Consider the following 20,985-nt stretch of genomic DNA (forward strand, 5'->3'; position numbering starts at 1 on the left):
TTCGCGGGTCGTGAGCGCCCGAATGACCGGTGGTTGAATAATCGGGACAAGCGACATATATGAATAGGCGGCCACGGTGATCGGGGCCAGCAATCCTGGAGCAAACCGCGTAGCGACATAGATCGCCGTCGGTCCGTCAGCTGCCCCGATGATTCCAATCGCAGCAGCCTCTCTGAGACCTGGAATGCCCGTGACGCCGGGGATACGTCCGACCAGCAGAGCCAGCATCATCGTAAAGAAGATTCCGAATTGCGCTGCCGCCCCAAAGAACAACATCTCGGGATCCTGCAGGAGTGGACCGAAATCGATCATTGCTCCCACGCCGATGAAGATGAGGATGGGGAACAGCTCATTCGTGATACCGCCCTTGAACAAGACGTCCAGGAAGCCGCCGCCGACCGCCGACGAAAACGGGATGTTGGCCAGCAGACAGCCAAATCCCATGGGCAACAGGAGGTTCGGCTCATACTCCTTCTTCACTGCGAGCCAAATAAGCGCCAGACCGACGCCGAACATCGCCCATACACGCCAGTCTGACATACCGACAATACCACGCAGCAAGTCTGTCATACGCTACCCCACTTTTTTTTTGAAGTGTGCTTCCTGGAGTCATTGTACAAGACCGGACGAGTTCTCCAAGAATGCGGAACACTCCTCGTGAGCCAATGCCTCCGAGGAGTGTTCCGACCGGGCAAGTTGCTACCTGTCATGCAAGCTTCAGCAGAAGATCCCCAGTCTTAACAGTCTGGTTGGACTCGACGGCGACTTCCTCGACCGTGCAATCACGGGGAGCAAGAATCTCGTTTTCCATCTTCATGGCCTCAATGATAAGCAGCGTGTCGCCTTTCTTCCAGGAACTTCTGGGCGTCGCCATGACCTTCAGAATCTTGCCGGGCAGCGGCGACTTCATGGCTGTCGCACCGCCTGCCGGAGCAGCGGGTATTGGGGTCGCCGGGCTCGCCGCGGCAGGTGCCTGACCAGTCACTGCCCTGCGTGCAGGAACAGGCGCAGGAGCGGGGGCAACAACCGGAACAGGAGCAACGGCCGCCGGAGCTGATACTGGCGAATGCCCGGGTTTCTGCGCGCCTACTTCTTCTACGTCGACGTCAAACGTCTTGCCATTAACGGTGATCCTGTACTTTTTCATGGCCTATCCTCCCGTCAGCGCCAGCGCGGCCTGACTGATTGTTCATATGGTGGTCGTCTCCATGCCGCGTTGGCAGCGGGCAGAGGCGGTTCTAACTGCTGGAACGACACTCCGGCAGCAACCATCGCGGCCAGGGCTGCCGCTGCAGAGGCGTCGTCAAGAGTGGACAAATCGGACAGGAAAGCAGGGCTCTCGTTCCCTTTGGCCGCAGCCAATGCAGCTCCTGCAACGACAGCCAACTCCTCGTCGGTCACGTCCTGTTCGTGCAAATCCATGCGAATCATGATAGCCCTTCCTAGAGCGGGATGTTCCCGTGTTTGCGCGTCGGTCGGTCCTCGCGCTTGTTTGCGGCGGCTCTGAAGGAGCGAATGATGCGACTTCTAAGCTGGGATGGCTCCAGGATGTCATCAACGAGACCTCGTTCTGCGGCCACGTAGGGGTTGTAGAGCTTGTCCTTGTAGTCGGCAATGAGCTTCTGACGCGTGGCCTCCGAATCTGAAGCCTCGCGGATCTCCTTCGAGAAGATGATCTGGGCAGCGCCATCTGCCCCCATCACAGCGATCTCAGCCGATGGAAGCGCAAACACGAAATCTGCGCCAAGATCTCGGCACGACATCGCGATGTACGCTCCACCATATGCCTTGCGAAGAATAACGGTTACCTTGGGCACGGTGCACTCCGAGAAGGCGTAGAGAAGCTTGGCTCCGTGCCGGATAATGCCCCCGTACTCCTGGTCGACGCCCGGAAGGTATCCACCGACATCCACCAGGGTGAGCAGCGGAATGTTGAACGCGTCGCAGAAACGAACGAAGCGAGCAGCCTTGTCTGAACTGTCAATGTTCAGGACTCCTGCCATCGACCTGGACTGATTGGCGACCACTCCGACGACTTGCCCGCCCATGTGCGCGAAGCCAACGCAGATTGACTTCGCGAAACCCTCAGCTATCTCAAAGAACTTGCCTTCGTCCGCCAGACTCCCTATGACCTTGCGCACGTCGTACGGCTTGTTCGCTTCCGCAGGGATGATGTCCCCGATTTCCGCCGTGCTTCGATCGACGGGGTCGTTGCTCTGTGCCGCAGGAGCGTCTTCGCTGTTGTTCGCGGGCAGATACGACAGGAGCTCTCGGATCAGCTGGATGGCCTCCTCATCATTGGCTGCCGCCAGGTGAACGTTGCCGCTCTTCTCGGCGTGCACGGTGAGACCTCCGAGCTCCTCGTCTGTGACTTCTTCGCCCGTGACGCTCTGGATGACCTTGGGACCGGTGATGAACATGCGAGCCTGGTCGGTCATGACGACAAAATCCATGATGCCCGGTGAGTACACAGCGCCACCGGCACACGGACCCGCGATCATGGAAATCTGGGGAATGACTCCTGAGCTGATCGTATTTCGGTAGAAGATGCTGGCGTAGCCCTTCAGCGAATCGATTCCCTCCTGGATGCGAGCTCCACCGGAATCGCTGATGCTGACAATGGGAGCTCCATACTTCACGGCAAGGTCCTGAACATGAGCGATCTTGGCTGCGTGCATCTCGCCGAGTGAACCCCCTGCGACCGTGAAATCCTGAGAGTAGACGAAGACCAGGCGACCATCGACGTACCCGTGGCCTGTGACCACGCCATCGCCAGGCAATTCCTGCTTGTCCAGTCCGAACCCGGGATTCCGGTGGCTCACGAAAACGTTTTCTTCCTGGAAAGAACCCGAGTCCAGCAGAAGCTCGATGCGCTCGCGTGCAGTCAGCTTGCCAGCTTCGTGCTGTTTCTTGACACGACCGGGCCCTCCACCTGCAATGATCTGCTCTCTTTTCGACCGCAAGGTCGAGAACTGCTCATCATTGCTCATGCTACCTCCTCAAGATTTCGGTTGGCAAATAAACGTGACAAATACTCTTCGTAAGTATACCGGGTTCACGACAGCACTCAACCGGCGGCACATGCGAATGTCCCCTGCGACAAGCGCCACAGGGGACGGAGAGTCTTGAACCAGGCTTAGTGAGTTCCCTTGAATTCGAAGTAGTGGACCTTGCCGTCCAGTTCTTCTTTCATCCGAATAGCGTTCACCGGGCAGACCTGCATGCACTGGCCGCACCCAGGACACTTCTCGGCATCCACAGAGGGCTGCCTCTTCTCGGCATCCCACAGAATCGCTCTGTGAGCTCCATCGCTGCAGGCACGGAAGCAGTTACCGCAACCGATGCACTTGTCAAGGTCGATGTCCGAACGAGAGCGAGGCGTGACCAGCTCTTCCTGGCCCTTGATGCTCTTGAGCGCCTTGCCGACGATGTCCAGGGGCGATGCATATCCCTTGCGGTCCAGATAGTCTGCAAGACCGCTCTTGAGATCTCGTATCGTGCCAAACCCATGGTGCATCGGGAGCGTACAGAACTGCACGTTGGAAGCTCCAACAGCCATCAGTTCCACCGCATCGCTCCATGAGTAGGCCCCGCCGTTCCCACTGATAGTGATGTCCACGTTGCGGGCAATCTCTGCAATGGTGCGGAGAGTGAGGGGCTTGATCGCCATGCCCGTCATCCCTGAATATGCCCCCTCGCCAAAGAGAGAAGGGCGTGGTTCAAGCGTCTCCACATCGACTCCGATCAGCGCGGGCACCGAGTTGCTTGCCGTGACGCCGTCGACGCCGGCTCGCTTCAGTGCCCTGGCAATCTCGACAATGTCCGTGACCTGAGGCGTGATCTTGATGAGGACAGGGGTGTCTCCGGCAACTTCTTTCACCCAGCGTGCAACCTTCTCCGTCGCCTCGACACTCTGAGCAAGCATCCGGCCGGGGGCTTCACCCATGCTTCCCTGTGGACAGCTGAAACTGCACTCGACAAGGTCGACGCCGGCCTTCTTGAGCTGCCAGACCAGAGACTGCCAGTCTTCCTTTCTTGACCCCATGATAGAAGCTGCAATCATCTTCGTGGGGAACATGCGCTTCAGTGCTGCGACCCGCTCACAGATCTCGTCGATGTGATATTGCGAAATGAGGTCGATATTGCCCAATCCCCATAGTTTGTGCGCAGCTGTGCCAAACGACGACATCATCGGGTACTTCAGGTTGACGGGATTGCTCTCGACAGACGTAGTCTTGAGGACGACTCCGGCCCATCCTGCCTTCAGTCCGTCAATCGCCATATCCAGTTCATCCGTGGGCGGAGCCGCAGACAAAATGAAGGGGTTCTCAAGATGTATGCCCAAGAAATCGTAGGAAAGGTCATGTTCTCGATACATCACTTGCCTCCCGCCACAAACGCGGCAATCTGCTCCGCCGCTTTCTTGCCGTCACGCACAGCCTCCACAACAGTCTGAGCACCATGAACGGCGTCACCACCGGCATAGACGCCCGGCATGCTGGTCTGCATGTTCTCCCCTACGCTGATGAGTCCTGAGTCGCTGCGAGCAAGACCAGGAAACACACCCTGGTCGATGCGCTGTCCGATAGCGACAACCACCGTGTCGAGTGGTATGGTGAAGCTCGACCCTGGCAGGGGTTCAGACCTGCATCGGCCGGATTCATCCTCTTCGCACAGATGAGCCTGCGTGACCTGCAGCCCCTCCACGCGATGGCTGCCAACAACCTTGTCCGGGATTGCCAGGAACTGGTAGGTCACCCCAAGCGCCGTGGCTTCTTCGATCTCCTTCTTGAATGCCTTCAGCTCCTTGATGCTACGACGGTAAACCACAGTGACATCTCGTGTCGGGTCTTCCTCACGGAGCATGGAGGCTACCTCGATTGCAACATTGCCGCCACCGATAACACCTACGCGGTTTCCTGCACCGCTGATTGCGCCAGATTTCATCTTGCGCAGGAGTTCGCGGGCCTGATGCACACCCACCAGCTGAGTGCCTTCGACGTTCATGTCACTCTCGAAGGGTAGTCCTGTTGCGACAAAGACGGCGTCATAATCAGCAGCCAGAGGTTTCAGGTCTGCCACGCGCTCTGTACAGACATGCGCAGCGAATGTGGATGTCAGGAAGTGGACTTCCCGTTCGTCAACCTCGCGCGGATACCGATGCGTGGACACTTCCTGACTGGGCACGCCACCCACCTGCCGAGCCTCGAACACGTCACAGGAGAATCCCCTGACCCTCAGCTCGCGGGCACAGGCTAGTCCCGCAGGGCCAGCCCCGATGATGGCAACCCTGCCCAAGGTGGTTTCAGGCAGCTCCATGCGATCAGATGGATCGGTCGAGTCTGTGACGAAACGATGCAGCTCCCGAATGCGCAGAGGGGCATCTATCTTCGACCGCGTACATACAGACTGACAAAACGCTTCTTCGGGACAAATACGGCCACACGTCTCGATGAATGGATGAGACGTCTGTAGAAGGGTCCGGGCCCCGTGCAAGTTCCCGCTGCGAATCGATTGTATGAACTCGGGCACCGGAACGTGCGCCGGGCACTTCGCCTGGCATGGCGCATCGTAACAGTAGAGACAGCGCTCGGCCTCGATGGCTGCCTGCTGCCGGCTCAGGGTCTTCTCAAATTCTTCCATTGTTCCTCCCATGTTCCATGATTGCCGTCAGCAACCTGCGCAACCACGCTACACTGAGCCTCCAACGGCACACGCAGGTGGCTTGCAGGTTGTCAGAAACCGCTTCTCTTGAGTTATATGCGAATTTTCGGGTTTTCCAACCTCATCGAGCCCTGGCTGGATCCGGAACAGACAGGGGCCGGCCTTTCGGCCGGCCCCGTGAGACTTGCCAGAAAGATCCCTAACTCGCGAAGTGACAGGAGACCATGTGACCAGAACCCATGTCACGCAGCTCGGGCTCCTGCTCAGCGCATATCGGTTGTGCAATGGGGCACCGCGTTCGGAAATGGCACCCGCTCGGCGGATTCACCGGACTGGGAAGGTCTCCCTTGAGTACAATACGCTGGCGTTGCATCTCAATCCGCGGATCAGGGATAGGCACTGCCGACAGCAGAGCCTTTGTATACGGATGCAATGGATGTTTGTAAATATCCTTGCTTTCATCCACTTCGACAATCTTGCCCAGGTACAGCACGATCACACGGTCACTGATATGCTTGACCATCGCGAGGTCATGAGCGATGAACAGATATGTCAGTCCCAGGTTCTGCTGTAGATCTTCGAGCATATTCACAATCTGGGCCTGAATACTGACATCAAGGGCCGAAATGGGTTCGTCCGCAACGATGAACTCCGGATTCATGGCCAGAGCTCGAGCTATGCCGATGCGCTGACGCTGTCCCCCAGAGAACTCGTGTGGAAACCGGTTGATGTGTTCCGGGTTGAGTCCAACCGTGCGCAACAGTTCCTGAACACGCTCCCGGCGCTCGGCCATGGTTCCAATACTGAAGATGTCCATCGGTTCTTCGACGATGTTTCCTACCGTCATCCGTGGATTGAGCGACGCATAGGGATCCTGAAAGATCATCTGCAGTTTGCTGCGAACCTTGCGCATGGCTTCCCGCGTCAGAGCGCACAGGTTTTCGTCACAATAGGTAATGGTGCCCGCTGTCGGCGCATACAGACCCACGATGGTTCTGCCGACAGTCGTCTTACCGCAACCCGTCTCACCGACCAGTCCTACCGTTTCGCCCCGACCGACCTCAAACGAAACATCGTCGACAGCCTTCAGACTGGCCATGTGTCGCGCAAACGGTCCGCCGACATTGACTGCAAAGTACTTCTTGAGATGTTCGACCTTGAGTATGGTATCCATCGTTATCCCACCTTTACAAATCCAGGAACTGCCGGCGCAGTCGGATGGTGGAGAAAACACCGAGCACGGTGCCCTTCTCCGACTGTGACGAGTTGCGGTTCCTGCTCACGGCAGATGTTCATGGCGTACTTGCAGCGTGGAGCGAACTTGCACCCAATGGGAGGCGCCAGCAGGTCTGGGGGACTCCCTTCGATAGGGACCAGACGTTCCCGGTCCTCGGCGTCAAGGCGCGGGACGGACTTCATGAGTCCCATGGTATACGGATGCCCGGGCTTCTCGTAGAGATCGTAGACGTTCGCTTCTTCGAGCACGCGTCCTGCATACATGACAACCACCTTGTCGGCCATGCCGGCTACGATGGAAAGGTCATGACTGATGATGATAATGCTGGATTTGAGTTTCACTTTCAACTCCTTCATCAGTTCCAGGATCTGTGCCTGAACCGTAACGTCCAGAGATGTCGTTGGTTCGTCGGCAATGACTAGTTCCGGATTGCACGAAAGCGCCATGGCAATCATAACGCGCTGCCGCATACCGCCCGAGTACTGGTGAGGATAGTCACGCATGCGTTCTTCGGGATTGGGAATGCCCACCAGGGCGAGCATGTCGACGGCCCTCTTCCAGGCCTCTTTGTTTGTCGCAAGGCCGTGCACCACCATGGACTCCGTCATCTGCAGGCCAATGGTCAGCACCGGATTAAGAGAGACCATCGGATCCTGGAAAATCATGGCGATATGGCGGCCTCGCACTTTCATCATGGCCTCGGCAGAAAGACTCAGCAGATCGACCATCCCCTTGTTGGGACCATCCTTCTCCATCCGGTCCGGCATTCTCAGCGCTGTACCATCAAACCACACGTGCCCGCCCTCAATCCGGCCAGGAGGGCTCGGGATGAGGCGCATGACGGACATCATCGTCACTGACTTGCCAGAACCGGACTCGCCCACAATACCGACGACAGAGTCCTTTGGAATGGTCAGGGTCATGTCGTCCACCGCATGGACAACGCCCGCATAGGTGTGGAAATTGGTCGTAAGACCCTGGATGCGCATCAGAACATTGTTTTCATCCATTGCGCACCCCCTACTGCCTCAGGCGTGGGTCCAGCGCATCGCGCAGGCCGTCGCCCAGGAAGTTGAATGCAAACATCGTCAGACTGATCGCGAGTGCTGGAAACAGCACAAGGTAGGGGAATGAACGGATAGCTTCGGTACCGTCTGAGGCAAGAACGCCCCAGCTGGCCACCGGCGCGCTGACGCCCAGCCCTATGTAGCTGAGAAAAGCCTCGGTGAAGATCGCGGCTGGAATCTCCAGCGTCACTGTGACAATGATGGGACCCATGGCATTGGGGATCAAGTGCCTGAAGAGGATACGGTTGTTCGGGGCGCCGATGGTCTTCGCGGCCAGCGCGAACTCACGTTCTTTGAGCGACAGAATCTCGCCTCGGACAATGCGCGCCATAGGTAGCCAGTAGGTAAGCCCGATGGCAATAAACACATTCACCAGAGGATTGACGCCTTTGTCCTTGAACAGCACCGTCAGCAGGATAACGATGATCAGCGTGGGTATACCGTACAGGATATCGACGATACGCATCATGATGTCGTCGACCCGCCCTCCAAAGTAAGCGGAGATTCCGCCATAGGTCACCCCGATGAGAAAGTTGAGAGCCGCGCAAACAATGCCCACGGCAAGCGAGATGCGCGAACCGTACATGACACGTGTCATCTGATCGCGTCCCAGCTGATCCGTTCCGAAGGGATGTCGCAGCGTGGGGGACTGAAACGTATTGTCCAGGTCCTGATCTTCGTAGCTGTATGGTGACACCATCGGTCCGACGATGGCGACGACGAACAGGGCGATAATGATCCAGAACCCTACGACGGCCAGCTTGTTGCGGCGAATCCGGCGTATGGCGTCGCTCCAGTACGTAGTCGACCGTCCAGCAATCTGCTGCAGCTCGCCAGAATCCTTGGGGGCAGGAACGAATGAACCTGCATCAGGCGCAACGCCTTCCTTGAATTGCCATGCAGTCTGCGCAGCCATCACGACACCTTCCTTTCGACGTAGCGGATACGTGGGTCGAGCCAGGCATACGTGAGGTCTACCATGAAGTTCAGGAACACCAGCAGGGCGCTGTAAAAGATGGTCACGCCCAGGATGGTCGTGTAGTCGCGGTCATTGATACTGGTGACGTAGTAACGGCCCAGACCCGGGATTGCGAAGATCTTCTCGACAACAAAACTTCCCGTGAACACCGCCGCGATAAGCGGCCCCAACACCGTAACGACCGGGATGAGGATGTTGCGAAGTGCGTGCCGGAAAATGACAAGGCGCTCAGAGAGTCCTTTTGCCCGTGCCGTCGTGATGTACTCCTGGCGCAGGACCTCGAGCATGGACGAGCGCACAAGACGTGCTAGGAATGCTATCGGATACCCTGCCAGCGTAAAGGCGGGAAGGATAATCTGTTTTATGGAACCCCAGCCAGCGGCAGGCACGAGGTGTAGTCCCAAGGCAAAGATGAACATGAGCAATACCGCCATGATGAAGTTGGGAACGGATACGCCCAGGAGCGCGACGAACATCACAAGATTGTCCTGCCAGCCGTTCTGCTTGAGTGCACCCCAGATGCCCAGCGGGATGCCGATGCCGACGGCAAGAATCACCGCCACCACTCCCAATGCAGCCGACACAGGAAATCCATCGTTGATGATGTTGTTGACGGTACGGTCCGTGTACTTGAAACTGGGACCGAGGTCACCCCGCAGAAGGTTCTTCATGTAGTCGACATACTGCTTCCAGAGCGGGTCGTCCAAGTGATAGCGGGCCTCGAGGTTCTTGATGATCTGAGCTGGCAGCTTCTTTTCGCGGGAGAAGGGCCCCGATGGAAGCAGGCGCATCATGAAGAAGGTAGCGGATGCGACAATGAGGACGACAAGAATCATCGAGAGCACACGTTGCAGAATAAACTTGAGCATAGGACCTCCATAGATAAAACTGGGGGCGGCTCTCCACCTTCCAGAGTAGAGCCGCCCCGCTTCTTTTCCTGTCTAGATCGTGTGTGCCGCCGTCAAGATGTTTCTGACAGCTATCCCATGTAGGCGTTCTTCCAGTCGACAAATCCCAGCGTCGACTGGTAGAAGTTCTTGATGCTCTTCTTCAGGAGCACCGTGTTCGTGTAGTAGTAGATTGGAAGAATGGGCATATCTGTCATGAGGATCTTCTCTGCGGCATGCAGTGTCGCCATGCGCGCCTTCGGGTCGGTAGTCGCCTTGGCCTTTGCGATGAGAGCATCGTAAGACTTGTTGCTCCAGCCGGTGCCGTTGTTTCCGCCATTCGTTACAAACATGTCCAGGAACGTGTTGGGGTCCATGTAGTCACCAATCCAGCCCGCACGCGCAACAGTGTAGTTGAGGTTTGTCCGGTCATCCAGGTAGACGCCCCACTCCTCGTTCTTGAGGGTGCAGGTAATACCAAGGTTCTTCTTCCACATCTGCTGGATCGCCTCGGCAATGGATTTGTGTGCCTGGGAGGTGTTGTAGAGCAGTGTGAAGGCTGGGAACCCCTTGCCATTGGGATAACCGGCCTGAGCAAGCAATGCCTTTGCAGTCGCGATATCGTTGTCCTTGTAGAAACTCACCTGGGAAGCCTTGCGGAAATCGCTGCCAGGAAGCGCGTCTGCAATACCGTAGGGAACATACGCCAGCGCGGGGACCTGTCCGCCCTGAGTGATGGACTGCGTGATGCCCTTGCGGTTGATCGCAAGCGTCAAAGCCTTACGCACGCGGACGTCGTTGAACGGCTTCTTGGTGACATTGAACATATAGTAGTATGTCCCCAGGTACGGAAGGATTTGTGCATCGCCTGAGGCGACCAGCTTGGGCAACTCTGAGATGGGTACGGTGGCCGACGCATCCAACTGACCGCTCTGGAACATCGAAAGCGCAGTTGACTCATCCTCGACCATGTAGTAGGTGATTTTCGTGAGCTTGACCTTGCTCTTGTCCCAGTACGTCGGGTTATTGACGAAGACCATCTTCTCATTGTGCGACCACTGCGTGACCTTGAACGGTCCATCGGTGACGAAGTTTGTGACATCGGAGGCCCACTTGTCATTCTTGCTGACAACAGCCTTGCAGACTGGCATCAGCGTAGGGAACGCCGTCAAGTTGAGGAAGTAGACGGTGGGCGACTGGAGATAGACCTTGAGCGTCTTGGCATTCAGTGCCCTGACGCCGATGTTCTTGCTGGGGTCGATCTCTTTCGCCATGTCCGGAACGGGGACGTCCTTGCCCCCTACTTTCTTCGTAAGAGGATTGCCTTTGGCGTCGACAGCCTGGACATAGTACTTGCTGCCGACCTTGATGGACGTGTTGAAAGCTTCACCGCCATACACATAGTAGAGCTGGTAGGCGTACGCAGCAGCCAGTTCCGGGGTGAGAGCGCGCTTCCAGGCATATTCGAAGTCATACGCTGTGACTGGCGTTCCGTTCGTCCAGTACGCATCGCGAAGCGTAAACACATATGTCTTCAGGTCCTTGGAGATCGTCCAGCTCTTCGCAATCGCTGGCTGTGGCATATTCTTGTTGTCGATACGCGTCAATCCGTCAAAGACCTGCAGTATGATGTTGGCTTCCGGAATGCCCTGTGAAAGGGCTGGATCGATCGTCGCGGGCTCAGTCGCCAGGTTGTACGTTACCTCCTGAGCAACTGCCTTTGCTGACGGTACAACAGATAGACCACCAAAGAATGAGACCACAACAACCAGTATCAAGACAAGTGACAGTGCTTTCCTCATTGAATAGCCTCCCCTTTCCCAACAGGATTTGTCGCTCACGCGACTATTTCTAATGTTATCAGCTGGCGGACAAAATACAATGGGGCGAGACCAAAAGTCCCAATCCTTCTCTCGGTTAACACTACAGTATACAGAAGTGCCGTTCTTCGTGACCGGCGCTTCTGCACACAGCCGGTTCCAGCTACTTGCCCTTCGCAGTTCGAACCGGCGGAGTAGCCTCTGAAGAAGCGTCCTTGAAGAGCTCTTTGATGGTGCCGAGACTTCCCATGAGGGCGCTGCTTTCATACGGCAGGAACACCTTGTTGGATGGGTTTGCGCTGATAGCTTCGAGCGTCTCCATGTACTTCAGCGCCAAAACGTCCTGGGAGGCGCCACCCTCGTGGATGCCCTGAAAATACGCAATCGTCGCTTGCTTGCGAGCGTTGGCGACTGTGATCAACGCCTGCCCCTCACCCTCAGCACTGAGGATCCTCTGCTGCCGATCGCCCTCGGCACGAAGAATCGCAGCCTGCTTCTCTCCTTCGGCCTTGTTGATCTCGGCTTCCTTGAATCCTTCGGCCTCGAGAATAACGGCACGTTTGCTACGCTCCGCCTTCATCTGCCGCGTCATGGCCTCGAGGATCTCGGCCGGTGGGTTCACCGCCTTGATTTCCGCACGCGTGACCTTGACGCCCCACGGGTCCGTCGCAACGTCGACGATCTGAGTCAGCTCGTTGTTGACATTCTCGCGCGAGACCAGAAGCTCATCAAGGTTCAAACTGCCCGAGATGTTGCGAATAGACGTCATCGTGAGCTTGAGGATGGCCTCGTTGAGATTGCGCACCTCATAGACCGACTTCACAGGGTCCGTGAGATAGTAGTACAAAACGATGTCGATGCTCGTAGGAACGTTGTCCTTTGTGATGACGGCCTGGGGTGGATAGTCCCACGCCTGTTCCCGCAAGTCGACGACCGCCCTCACGCTATCGAGGATAGGGATCAGGAAATGCAGGCCGGGCTTCAGGTCCCGGCTGAATTTCCCGAGGCGCTCGATGATGACAGCGGTGCTCTGACGCACGATGATGATGTACCGCAGAGCGAAGATGAGAACAACCACAATACCAACCACCCACCAGACAATGGACCAGTTGAACGTTAATGGCATGAGTACCTCCTATTCCTTTCTCACAGTCAGGGTGACGCCTTCGATCGAGACTACGACAACCTTGTCGCCAATGGCAGCTACGGCTGTCTCATCATTGAGAATGGCTCTCCACGTCGTGCCCTTGAGCGCCACGCGTCCTGCACCGTCAGCTGGGATAGCCATGACGACGCTGGCCGTCTTCCCTAGCATCTCTTCAGTATTCGTTCGCATCTTGGAACCACCTCTCAACAAACGCGAATTGATGTAACGCCCAACGAGTGCCATGAGCGCAAACGATACCAGGAAGAACATAAGAAACTGCACTGACGTGTTGAACCCGGCCCAGCAAAACAGGAGCGCAGCGACGGCCCCACCCGAAAACCAAACCAGCAGGTAGTATGGAAGGAAGGCATCTACCACGGCACAGACGACTGCCATCGTTATCCAAAAACCAATCATGAACACCTCCCCGTAACGGAAACCCCTTCGTCGCGTAGTACTGCTGTCATTCTAGTATCATGCGTACGCAGTTCAAGAGGAAAGCGGGGCAATCGCGCGAGCGGATCCGCGACGCATGCTACACTTTCTTCAGCTGGGCATACTGTGTGGCCAGCTTCTTGATGCCAACCTTCTTGAAATCGATGACCACATACTGATTGTTGCCATCGTAGAACACCTCCAGCACTTTCCCGGTACCAAAGATATTGTGCATGACCGTGTCGCCCTCGATGAGCTCGGGTCGCTCGCGAGACGATACTCCGGCAACCTTCTCCCTGGTCAGTTCCATCTCCTTGATGAAACGCGATGGCTCCTGGAATCCCGAGCCGTAGTAGCTGGTGCGCTGCGTGCAGTACGTTATTGAGAGTTCCTTGCGCGCGCGTGTGCATGCGACGTAGAACAGCCGTCGCTCTTCTTCGATGTCGGCGCTGCTGTCCAATGCCCGGCGGTGGGGAAAGACCCCTTCCTCAGCACCGACGACGAACACGTCGCTGAACTCGAGACCCTTGGCCGAGTGCGCCGTGATGAGCAAGACCCCTGTTCCCGTGCCTGGCTTCATACTGTCCTGGTCCTGTATGAGCGCCACCTGCGACAGATAGGCCCCCAGCGAGCAGTCCTCGCTCATCCTGTCGAACTCATCGACAGTGCGCATGAACTCCCCGAGATTTTCGCGTCTCGACTGCCGTTCGAAGTCGCCTTCCTCACCTTCGTCGCTGTATTGTTCAAGAAGTCCCGACGAGGCAAACACGAGGTTGGCCGCACTGATCGCCGACTCGCCCGCCGCGCCGATGTGCACAATGAGATCGACAAATGCCTCCAACTTGTCCTTGGTCTTGCCGGCCTTCGCCTGCCCGACCCATTCGGGCAATGCCATGAACCACGACGTGCCATGCTCGGCCGCCAGCTGCTTCAGTTCGGAGAGGCTCTTGTCGCCGAACCCCCGGGAAGGCCGGCTCACTGCCCGCTCGAACGCAAGATTGTCGCTGGGGTTGAAACCAAGCCGGAGATATGCGAGAACGTCCTTCACTTCCTGCCGTTGGTAGAACTTCAACCCACCGACAATCTGATAGGGGATATTCGACGCGAGCAGCGCTTCCTCGATGACACGAGACTGGCTATTCATCCGATAAATGACCGCCATGTCTCGAGGATCTGCACCGCCCCGGACCAGCGCATCGATGCTCGAGGCGACGAAGCTAGCTTCTTCCTCCGGCGTCAGAGCTTCGAACAGATGCACAGGAGTACCTGTTCCGTTGTCCGTCCAGAGCTTCTTCGCAAAACGCGTCCGGTTGCGTGCCACCAGGGAATTCGCCGCGTCGAGGATGGACTGCGTCGACCGGTAGTTCTGCTCAAGCTTGACGACCATCGCACCCGGATAGTCCTTCTCGAACCCGAGAATAAGCTTGCTGTTAGCGCCACGGAACGCATAGATGCTCTGATCATCGTCACCGACAACCGTGACGTTGCCATGCGTCTTCGAAAGCCGCTTGACCAGTTCATACTGCATTTTGTTCACATCCTGGTACTCGTCCACCAGAACATGTTCGAACTTCGAGCCGTAGTACTCCTCAACCTCCGGACACTTGTCGAACAATCGGATGACCAGCGCAATGAGATCGTCGAAATCCAGCAGATTCCCTTGCTGGAGACGCTTCTGATAGAGCTTATAGACAGTCGCCGTCGCCTTCTCGATATAGCTGTAACCATAGTCAGAGAGCTCTTCGGGACCAACTAGATTCGACTTCGCATCGGAAATGCGATAAACGATCTTCTGTGGCTCGTAGGTCTTCGGGTCCATGTTCAGCTCTTTGAGGACCTGTCGTACAAGACGTGTGCGGTCATCTTCGTCAATGATGACGAACCTGTTCGTGTAGCCCAGCCCAAGTTTCTCGATCTGCTCTCTCAGGATACGGCCGCACAGCGAGTGAAACGTGCCGATCCACAGTCCCTTGCGGGAGAGGTCGGTCCCAATGAGCACATCGACGCGCGAGCGCATCTCGCCTGCTGCCTTGTTGGTGAACGTGACGGCCATGATGTGCGATGGGGCAATACCACGCTTGGTGATGAGATATGCGAGCTTATAGGTGATGACTCTGGTCTTGCCCGAGCCCGCTCCCGCAAGAACGAGGCAGGGACCCTTGCATTTCTCGACAGCCCTGAGCTGCTGTGGGTTAAGGTCTCCCTGGAAATCCAGAGGCATCAGGCGGCTCCGCCGAAAGTCATCGTCAAAAGCACCAGGACACCAAGCCCGAGCAGCGTCGGGAGGAGGTAGAGAACAAGTGCCTTCGCTGTGCTCTTCTCATAAAAGAAGCGGACCGCCAGGACTCCCATGACGAGCACATACAGGACAGCTCCATAGGCGAAGACATCGAGAAAGATACCGCTTGCCACACCGGCCATGAGTATCCCGACCACACGCAGAGCCGCTCCCACCAGCCCGGAAAAGCTGAGGGCAACATACATGTGCGGAGCCGCAGTGCGCTTCCATACAAGTTGCGCTATGGCGTCAATGATAACCACCGACAACATCACGAGAACAAAGGGCTCGGTCACAAACGTCCAGAACGTCCCCGGAGCTTGTTGTGCTTGGGTAATGGCGTCTGTCATCTGGCTTGTGAGACCAACAGACTTCAGGAGGCCGACGATATCCATGAGGCGGAAACTCATCGCATCGATGACACCTGTCAGCAGCAAGGCAATCAGGGCCGCGAGTACTGACGGATGCTCACGAATCCGGCGCATGCCCTCGGCGGGGCGTCTCACAAACAGGAACAGCAGATCGATGAAATATCCCACGTCTATCTCCTTTTCATATGCAGCGACGATCAAAAAGTACGCTCGGCAGACATCTACGTGCCTGCCACAGAGGGCGTGGTTCAGTATACCGAGGAACCGGCCCCAGCCAACGGTGACCGCCGCTGCCGGTCGTCACGCCTTGTTGACGCGCCGCAAGCTGGGCTCATACTAAAAAAGGGACGGGCAGGCGCATCGGAGGTGCCAAGTGCTGTTCGACACGATCTTCGTCATATCAGCAGCGATCATTATCGCCCGGAACCTGTTTGCCAAGCAGGGTAAGATTGGCATATCCCTTCTGGCAATCGGCCTGTCCGCACTCCTGACGGCCTCGCTTACGCCGTATTACGTCAGCTTCATCAGGCTCCCGAATCAAGGCCTTGCTACTGTCGCCTATTACATCGTAACCTACCTGCTCTTCTATGTTCTGATTGCCGTTCCCGCTACTATCCTCTCGTCGATCATCAACATCGCTATCGCAGGACTTCTGTTGGGACTAGTGACGCATCTTCTGCCCGTTTCCCTCTCGGCCGGTCTCGTGAGCAAGAGCCGCATCTATCCCCTGATGACACCCCTGTTTGCCAGACTCCCTCCGATCAATGTCCAGGCTCTGGGAGGCTGGCTCCACAATCTACTGCCCGGAAGCCACTAGGAGGCCGCGGCGCTACGCCTTGTCGCGTGTGCCGGGTTCCACGTGAACGACAACCTCCTCGACCGTTGGGACAGACGCCTTGATACACTTCTCGACTTGCTCGGCAAGCTCGTGTCCTGACGCGACGGAGATGGTCGGCAGAACGTCGAGATGAAGGTCGACGGCGAGATCGCTGCCCTCGAACCGGGTGCGGATGCTATGCGCATCCTGGACTCCCGGGATCGACTCCGCCGCAGCCCTGATGCTCTCCACCACACCCTGGTCCGCACTTCGACCAATGAGGATATTGATGTTCGGCAGGAGGATACCAAGAGCGAACCTGATGATCAGCACAGCAACGATGACCGTGATGATGGGGTCGAGCACCGTCCACCGCTGCCCACCAGCGACGACAGCGGTAATGCCCACGAACGTGCCAAACGAGGACATCGAGTCGGAACGGTTTTCCCAGGCGTTTGCGACAATGCCCTGGTTGTTCAGCCTCTTTCCCCATCGGAGGTTGTAGTGATAGAGATACTCCTTGCACACTGCGGTGACAAGAGCTCCAGCCATCGCAATCCAGCTGATTTCATATCTCAGGCCGTGGTTGACGATTTGGTCGATCCGGATGACCCCCGATCGGATGAAACTCGCGCCGACTCCCACCAATATCAGGCCAAAAGCTGCAGCCATAAGCGTCTCGACGCGCTTGTGACCATACTGATGGTCTGCGTCCGGCGGTTTGGCGGCGATACGCAGGCTGATAAGGAGAAGGATGTCGGTTACAAAGTCTGACGCCGAATGTACTCCGTCTGCCAGAACGGCCTGGCTGTGGCCGAAGTAGCCTGCCAGAACCTTCAGAAGCGACAGGCCCAGATTTGCCCCTGCCACCCTCCACGTTATCCTCGCCCCTGTCTGGGCACGCTCAGCATCACTCAGCCCTGTCATTGTCATATGTCCTCTCGCATCATATCGGTGTGGAGGTCCCGCGGCAATGCCGCTGCAGTGACTGCCCGACTGTCCTCGTCTGATCCTCTCTGACGTGTGTCCTTGCTTGGGCACACGCTCGAAGTATAAGTTCGTACATCTCCCTGTCAACAAGAAAACACTGCATGCATGCGAACCGAAACTGGAGGCTGTTGCGCCGAAATTCGCCTCCACCAGCAACGAGATTGTCTCACAGTCCCTCGTTGACAACTAGCCCAGCCCCAGCTAGGCTATATAATATGGGTATTGCGGAATCCGAGCCAGCAAGACCGTCTGCCACTGGGAGGAACAATGGATGACAAGTTTGCACGAGAGGGTCTGACCTTCGATGATGTCCTGCTGATTCCCGGAAAATCGGACGTCCTGCCGCATGACGTCGATCTTGGCACACAGCTTACGCGGTCGATCCACCTGAACATCCCAATCGTCAGCGCTGCCATGGACACCGTCACCGAATCCACGATGGCAGTAGCAATGGCACTGGAAGGCGGCATTGGCTTCATCCACAAGAACATGCCCATCGAACGTCAGGTTGCAGAAGTCGCCACGGTCAAGTCGATCTGCATACATACACCTTGCTCCATAGCTCACCTCGATCCGCGACAGACTGTTCTCGAAGCGCACGATCTGCTGGACCGGTTCAACGTTTTCGCGCTGCCACTCATGGAAGGGCGCCGTCTGGTCGGCCTCGTCACTCCCTCAGACCTTGCCTTTGAAGAGCCATCGACCCTTCTCTCGCAGCTCCTCCACGCGAGCTCGAAGATCGCAATCCCGCCAGGCCTGGACGTGCCCGGCCTCTCCGCACATCTTGCAAAGTGGGGCATACGGGAACTTGCCTTGGCCGATGCAGATGGGCAATTGGCCGGTTTTGCAACAATCGACGAGATTACGCGGACGCTGGCATCTCCCGAGGTTGTGACGGACGACAGGGGCAGACTGCTTGTGGGAGCTGCAGTCGGTGTGGCAACCGACCTGCTCGCACGAGCCCGCTCGCTCGTCGAAGCAGGGACAGACCTGCTTGTGCTCGACAGTGCTCACGGTCATTCTCTTGGCATCGTCAGAGCCGTAGCGCTCCTCAAACAGGCATTTCCCATCGTCCCCATCCTGGCGGGCAACGTGGCGACACCAGAAGCTGTCCGTGACTTGGTCATCGCCGGAGCTGATGCGGTGAAGGTTGGCATAGGTCCGGGTTCGATCTGTACGACCCGTATCATAGCGGGAGTCGGCATGCCCCAGATAACCGCCATCTACGAGTGCGCCCAGGAGGCCCAGCGTCATGACGTTCCCATCGTCGCCGATGGAGGCATCCGGTACTCCGGCGACATAGCAAAAGCTCTTGCAGTCGGAGCTAACACGGTCATGCTCGGCGGTCTTCTCGCCGCCACAGTCGAAAGTCCCGGCGACGTCGTCACGGTAGGGAACAGACAGTATAAGACCTATCGCGGCATGGGATCGCTTGGCGCAATGGAGCAGGGAAGCAGCGACCGATACTTTCAGGATACCCGGTTCAAGCTGGTGCCTGAGGGTATCGAAGGCCGCGTTCCCCTGAGGGGATCGGTCCACGACGTCCTGTATCAGTTGCTGGGCGGTCTGCGAGCGGGCATGGGCTATTGCGGCACACCAACAATCGACCTTCTGCGAAGTGAATCCCGCTTTGTCCGCATCACAGAGGCGGGGCTTCGCGAGTCTCATCCCCATGACGTCGAAATGACGAACGAGAGCCCCAACTACCGCCCAGAATGAACTCCACGGCGAAGCACGAGCTTGTTCTCATCCTGGACTTCGGCGGTCAGTACACGCAGCTCATCGCACGCCGAGTCCGCGAACTTCACGTTTTTTGCGAGATCATCCCGTTCGACACACTACTCGAGACGCTGACCGGGAGAAACCCGAAGGCGATCATCCTCTCCGGCGGTCCCGCCAGCGTTTACGCCGCCTCTGCGCCTGTCTGCGACACAGCCGTTTTCGAAGTCGGGGTACCAGTCCTTAGTATCTGTTATGGAGCCCAGTTGATGGCCAGACTGCTTGGAGGGTCAGTTGAACACGCTCCAGCAGGCGAGTATGGGAAGACAACTGTCAAACTGGACGAGACTTCCTCTCTGTTTCGCGGTCTTCCGGCCGAGACCTCCTGCTGGATGAGCCACACTGACCGCATTGGGATCATTCCCCCGGGGTTCCGCACCACTGCATCGACCCCGGCATGTCCCATTGCCGCCATGGAGAATCCAGACCGACGGCAATACGGCATACAGTTCCACCCCGAGGTGGTTCATACATCCGTCGGCCGCGACGTCCTGCAACACTTCCTTTTCGACGCGGCAGGCTGCTCAGGCGACTGGACGATGTCCGGTTTCGTGGACGATGCCATCCAGGACATCCGTTCGAGAGTAGGTCATGAGCGTGCGCTCTGTGCTCTCTCGGGCGGTGTCGACAGCTCGGTCGCAGCGACGCTGGTGCACCGCGCCATCGACGATCGCCTCACGTGCGTGTTTGTGGATACCGGGCTGCTCAGGGCCGGAGAGGGCGACCGTGTCGAGTCGGTCTTCCATCGCCGTTTCGATATACCTCTTGTGCGCATGGATGCCTCCACACGTTTTTTCGCGTCGCTGAAGGGTGTCACGGAACCCGAGAAGAAACGCAAAGCGATAGGCGCGGCTTTCATCGACTGCTTTGCCGAGCAGGCGCGCGCCATGCAGGGCATCCCGTTTCTCGTCCAGGGGACACTGTACCCAGACGTCATCGAATCCGGAAGCTCCGTCGCCAGCACCATCAAGAGTCACCACAACGTCGGTGGCCTTCCTGCAGATCTCTCATTCTCGCTCATCGAACCACTCCGGCTGCTGTTCAAGGATGAAGTGCGCGACCTCGGCCGCGCTCTGGGACTGCCAGAAGAACTTGTGGACAGACAGCCTTTCCCGGGTCCTGGTCTGGGCGTCCGTATCCTTGGCGAGGTGACACCAGAGAACGTTGACATCCTGCAGCGTGCGGACGCCGTCGTCGAACGAGTGATGAGAGCATCTGGATGGTATACGAAGGTGTGGCAGTCGTTCGCAGTACTTCCTGGCATTCGAACTGTCGGCGTCAAGGGTGACGAACGGACGTATGTCCATACAGTTGCCCTGCGCGTCGTCGAGAGCAGCGACGGCATGACCGCCGACTGGGTACGGCTTCCTGCGGATGTGCTCGAGGAGATATCTCACACGATTACCAGCGAACTGCCTGAGGTCAACCGGGTGGTCTACGATATCACGTCGAAACCCCCCTCCACGATCGAGTGGGAGTAGAGCCGAGGACAGCAGTCGAACACCGCCTACTTG

At 57.3% G+C, this 20,985-nt stretch carries 19 protein-coding genes; 3 read left to right on the forward strand and 16 right to left on the reverse strand.

Going from position 1 to position 20,985, the window contains the following annotated elements:
* The 15 genes from SMC1_RS02100 to SMC1_RS02170 all read right to left on the reverse strand — a co-directional run.
* A partial coding sequence (locus SMC1_RS02100) for a sodium ion-translocating decarboxylase subunit beta (protein ID WP_119085159.1) occupies nucleotides 1-570 on the reverse strand: 570 nt, incomplete at its 3' end.
* A 136-nt stretch (nucleotides 571-706) separates the two neighbouring features.
* Nucleotides 707-1,147 carry a biotin/lipoyl-containing protein gene (locus SMC1_RS02105; RefSeq protein WP_119085160.1) on the reverse strand — a complete coding sequence of 147 codons (441 nt, stop codon included), beginning with the start codon at nucleotides 1,145-1,147 and terminating at the stop codon, nucleotides 707-709.
* Between the two features lie 14 nt (nucleotides 1,148-1,161).
* Nucleotides 1,162-1,431, reverse strand: coding sequence for a hypothetical protein (locus SMC1_RS02110; protein ID WP_119085161.1), 270 nt, complete (start codon nucleotides 1,429-1,431; stop codon nucleotides 1,162-1,164).
* Between the two features lie 11 nt (nucleotides 1,432-1,442).
* A complete protein-coding gene (locus SMC1_RS02115; RefSeq protein ID WP_119085162.1) occupies nucleotides 1,443-2,990 on the reverse strand; it encodes an acyl-CoA carboxylase subunit beta in 1,548 nt (515 codons plus the stop codon).
* 146 nt (nucleotides 2,991-3,136) lie between these two features.
* Nucleotides 3,137-4,378, reverse strand: coding sequence for an NAD-dependent dihydropyrimidine dehydrogenase subunit PreA (gene preA, locus SMC1_RS02120; RefSeq protein WP_119085163.1), 1,242 nt, complete (start codon nucleotides 4,376-4,378; stop codon nucleotides 3,137-3,139).
* Complete coding sequence (locus SMC1_RS02125; protein ID WP_165849138.1) at nucleotides 4,378-5,643, reverse strand: FAD-dependent oxidoreductase; 1,266 nt, start codon at nucleotides 5,641-5,643, stop codon at nucleotides 4,378-4,380. Before SMC1_RS02125 ends, preA begins: the two co-directional genes overlap by 1 nt.
* A gap of 220 nt (nucleotides 5,644-5,863) precedes the next feature.
* The gene (locus tag SMC1_RS02130) at nucleotides 5,864-6,838 is read right to left on the reverse strand and encodes an ABC transporter ATP-binding protein (RefSeq protein WP_119085165.1); all 975 of its coding nucleotides are present in this window, start codon (nucleotides 6,836-6,838) and stop codon (nucleotides 5,864-5,866) included.
* Nucleotides 6,839-6,840: 2 nt separating this feature from the next.
* Nucleotides 6,841-7,911: an ABC transporter ATP-binding protein gene (locus SMC1_RS02135; RefSeq protein ID WP_119085166.1), complete on the reverse strand. Its 1,071-nt coding sequence runs from the start codon at nucleotides 7,909-7,911 to the stop codon at nucleotides 6,841-6,843.
* 10 nt (nucleotides 7,912-7,921) lie between these two features.
* Nucleotides 7,922-8,884, reverse strand: coding sequence for an ABC transporter permease (locus tag SMC1_RS02140; RefSeq protein ID WP_119085167.1), 963 nt, complete (start codon nucleotides 8,882-8,884; stop codon nucleotides 7,922-7,924).
* On the reverse strand, nucleotides 8,884-9,816 hold the full coding sequence (locus SMC1_RS02145) for an ABC transporter permease (RefSeq protein WP_119085168.1): 933 nt from the start codon (nucleotides 9,814-9,816) through the stop codon (nucleotides 8,884-8,886). Before SMC1_RS02145 ends, SMC1_RS02140 begins: the two co-directional genes overlap by 1 nt.
* Before the next feature lie 110 nt (nucleotides 9,817-9,926).
* On the reverse strand, nucleotides 9,927-11,636 hold the full coding sequence (locus tag SMC1_RS02150; RefSeq protein WP_119085169.1) for a peptide ABC transporter substrate-binding protein: 1,710 nt from the start codon (nucleotides 11,634-11,636) through the stop codon (nucleotides 9,927-9,929).
* A gap of 181 nt (nucleotides 11,637-11,817) precedes the next feature.
* Nucleotides 11,818-12,780 (reverse strand): SPFH domain-containing protein, encoded by a 963-nt coding sequence (locus SMC1_RS02155; protein ID WP_119085170.1) that lies wholly within the window; start codon nucleotides 12,778-12,780, stop codon nucleotides 11,818-11,820.
* Nucleotides 12,781-12,789: 9 nt separating this feature from the next.
* On the reverse strand, nucleotides 12,790-13,218 hold the full coding sequence (locus SMC1_RS02160; protein ID WP_119085171.1) for an NfeD family protein: 429 nt from the start codon (nucleotides 13,216-13,218) through the stop codon (nucleotides 12,790-12,792).
* Between the two features lie 118 nt (nucleotides 13,219-13,336).
* Complete coding sequence (locus SMC1_RS02165; RefSeq protein WP_119085172.1) at nucleotides 13,337-15,457, reverse strand: ATP-dependent helicase; 2,121 nt, start codon at nucleotides 15,455-15,457, stop codon at nucleotides 13,337-13,339.
* Nucleotides 15,457-16,053: a hypothetical protein gene (locus tag SMC1_RS02170; RefSeq protein WP_119085173.1), complete on the reverse strand. Its 597-nt coding sequence runs from the start codon at nucleotides 16,051-16,053 to the stop codon at nucleotides 15,457-15,459. Before SMC1_RS02170 ends, SMC1_RS02165 begins: the two co-directional genes overlap by 1 nt.
* Nucleotides 16,054-16,258: 205 nt before the next feature.
* Here SMC1_RS02170 and SMC1_RS02175 point away from each other — a divergent pair, with 205 nt between their 5' ends.
* Nucleotides 16,259-16,702: a hypothetical protein gene (locus SMC1_RS02175; protein WP_119085174.1), complete on the forward strand. Its 444-nt coding sequence runs from the start codon at nucleotides 16,259-16,261 to the stop codon at nucleotides 16,700-16,702.
* Between the two features lie 12 nt (nucleotides 16,703-16,714).
* On the opposite strand, the gene SMC1_RS02180 is transcribed toward SMC1_RS02175, so the two are convergent.
* Nucleotides 16,715-17,635 (reverse strand): cation diffusion facilitator family transporter, encoded by a 921-nt coding sequence (locus SMC1_RS02180; protein WP_119085175.1) that lies wholly within the window; start codon nucleotides 17,633-17,635, stop codon nucleotides 16,715-16,717.
* 324 nt (nucleotides 17,636-17,959) lie between these two features.
* On the opposite strand from SMC1_RS02180, the gene guaB reads away from it, so the two are divergent.
* Together guaB and guaA are read left to right on the forward strand one after the other, a co-directional pair.
* Complete coding sequence (guaB, locus tag SMC1_RS02185) at nucleotides 17,960-19,411, forward strand: IMP dehydrogenase (RefSeq protein WP_119085176.1); 1,452 nt, start codon at nucleotides 17,960-17,962, stop codon at nucleotides 19,409-19,411.
* Nucleotides 19,408-20,952 carry a glutamine-hydrolyzing GMP synthase gene (gene guaA, locus SMC1_RS02190; RefSeq protein ID WP_119085177.1) on the forward strand — a complete coding sequence of 515 codons (1,545 nt, stop codon included), beginning with the start codon at nucleotides 19,408-19,410 and terminating at the stop codon, nucleotides 20,950-20,952. Before guaB ends, guaA begins: the two co-directional genes overlap by 4 nt.
* The last annotated feature ends 33 nt before the right edge of the window (nucleotides 20,953-20,985 follow it).

It is taken from the genome of Candidatus Cryosericum septentrionale, from assembly GCF_003570995.1.
GTDB classification, from domain to species: domain Bacteria; phylum Caldisericota; class Caldisericia; order Cryosericales; family Cryosericaceae; genus Cryosericum; species Cryosericum septentrionale.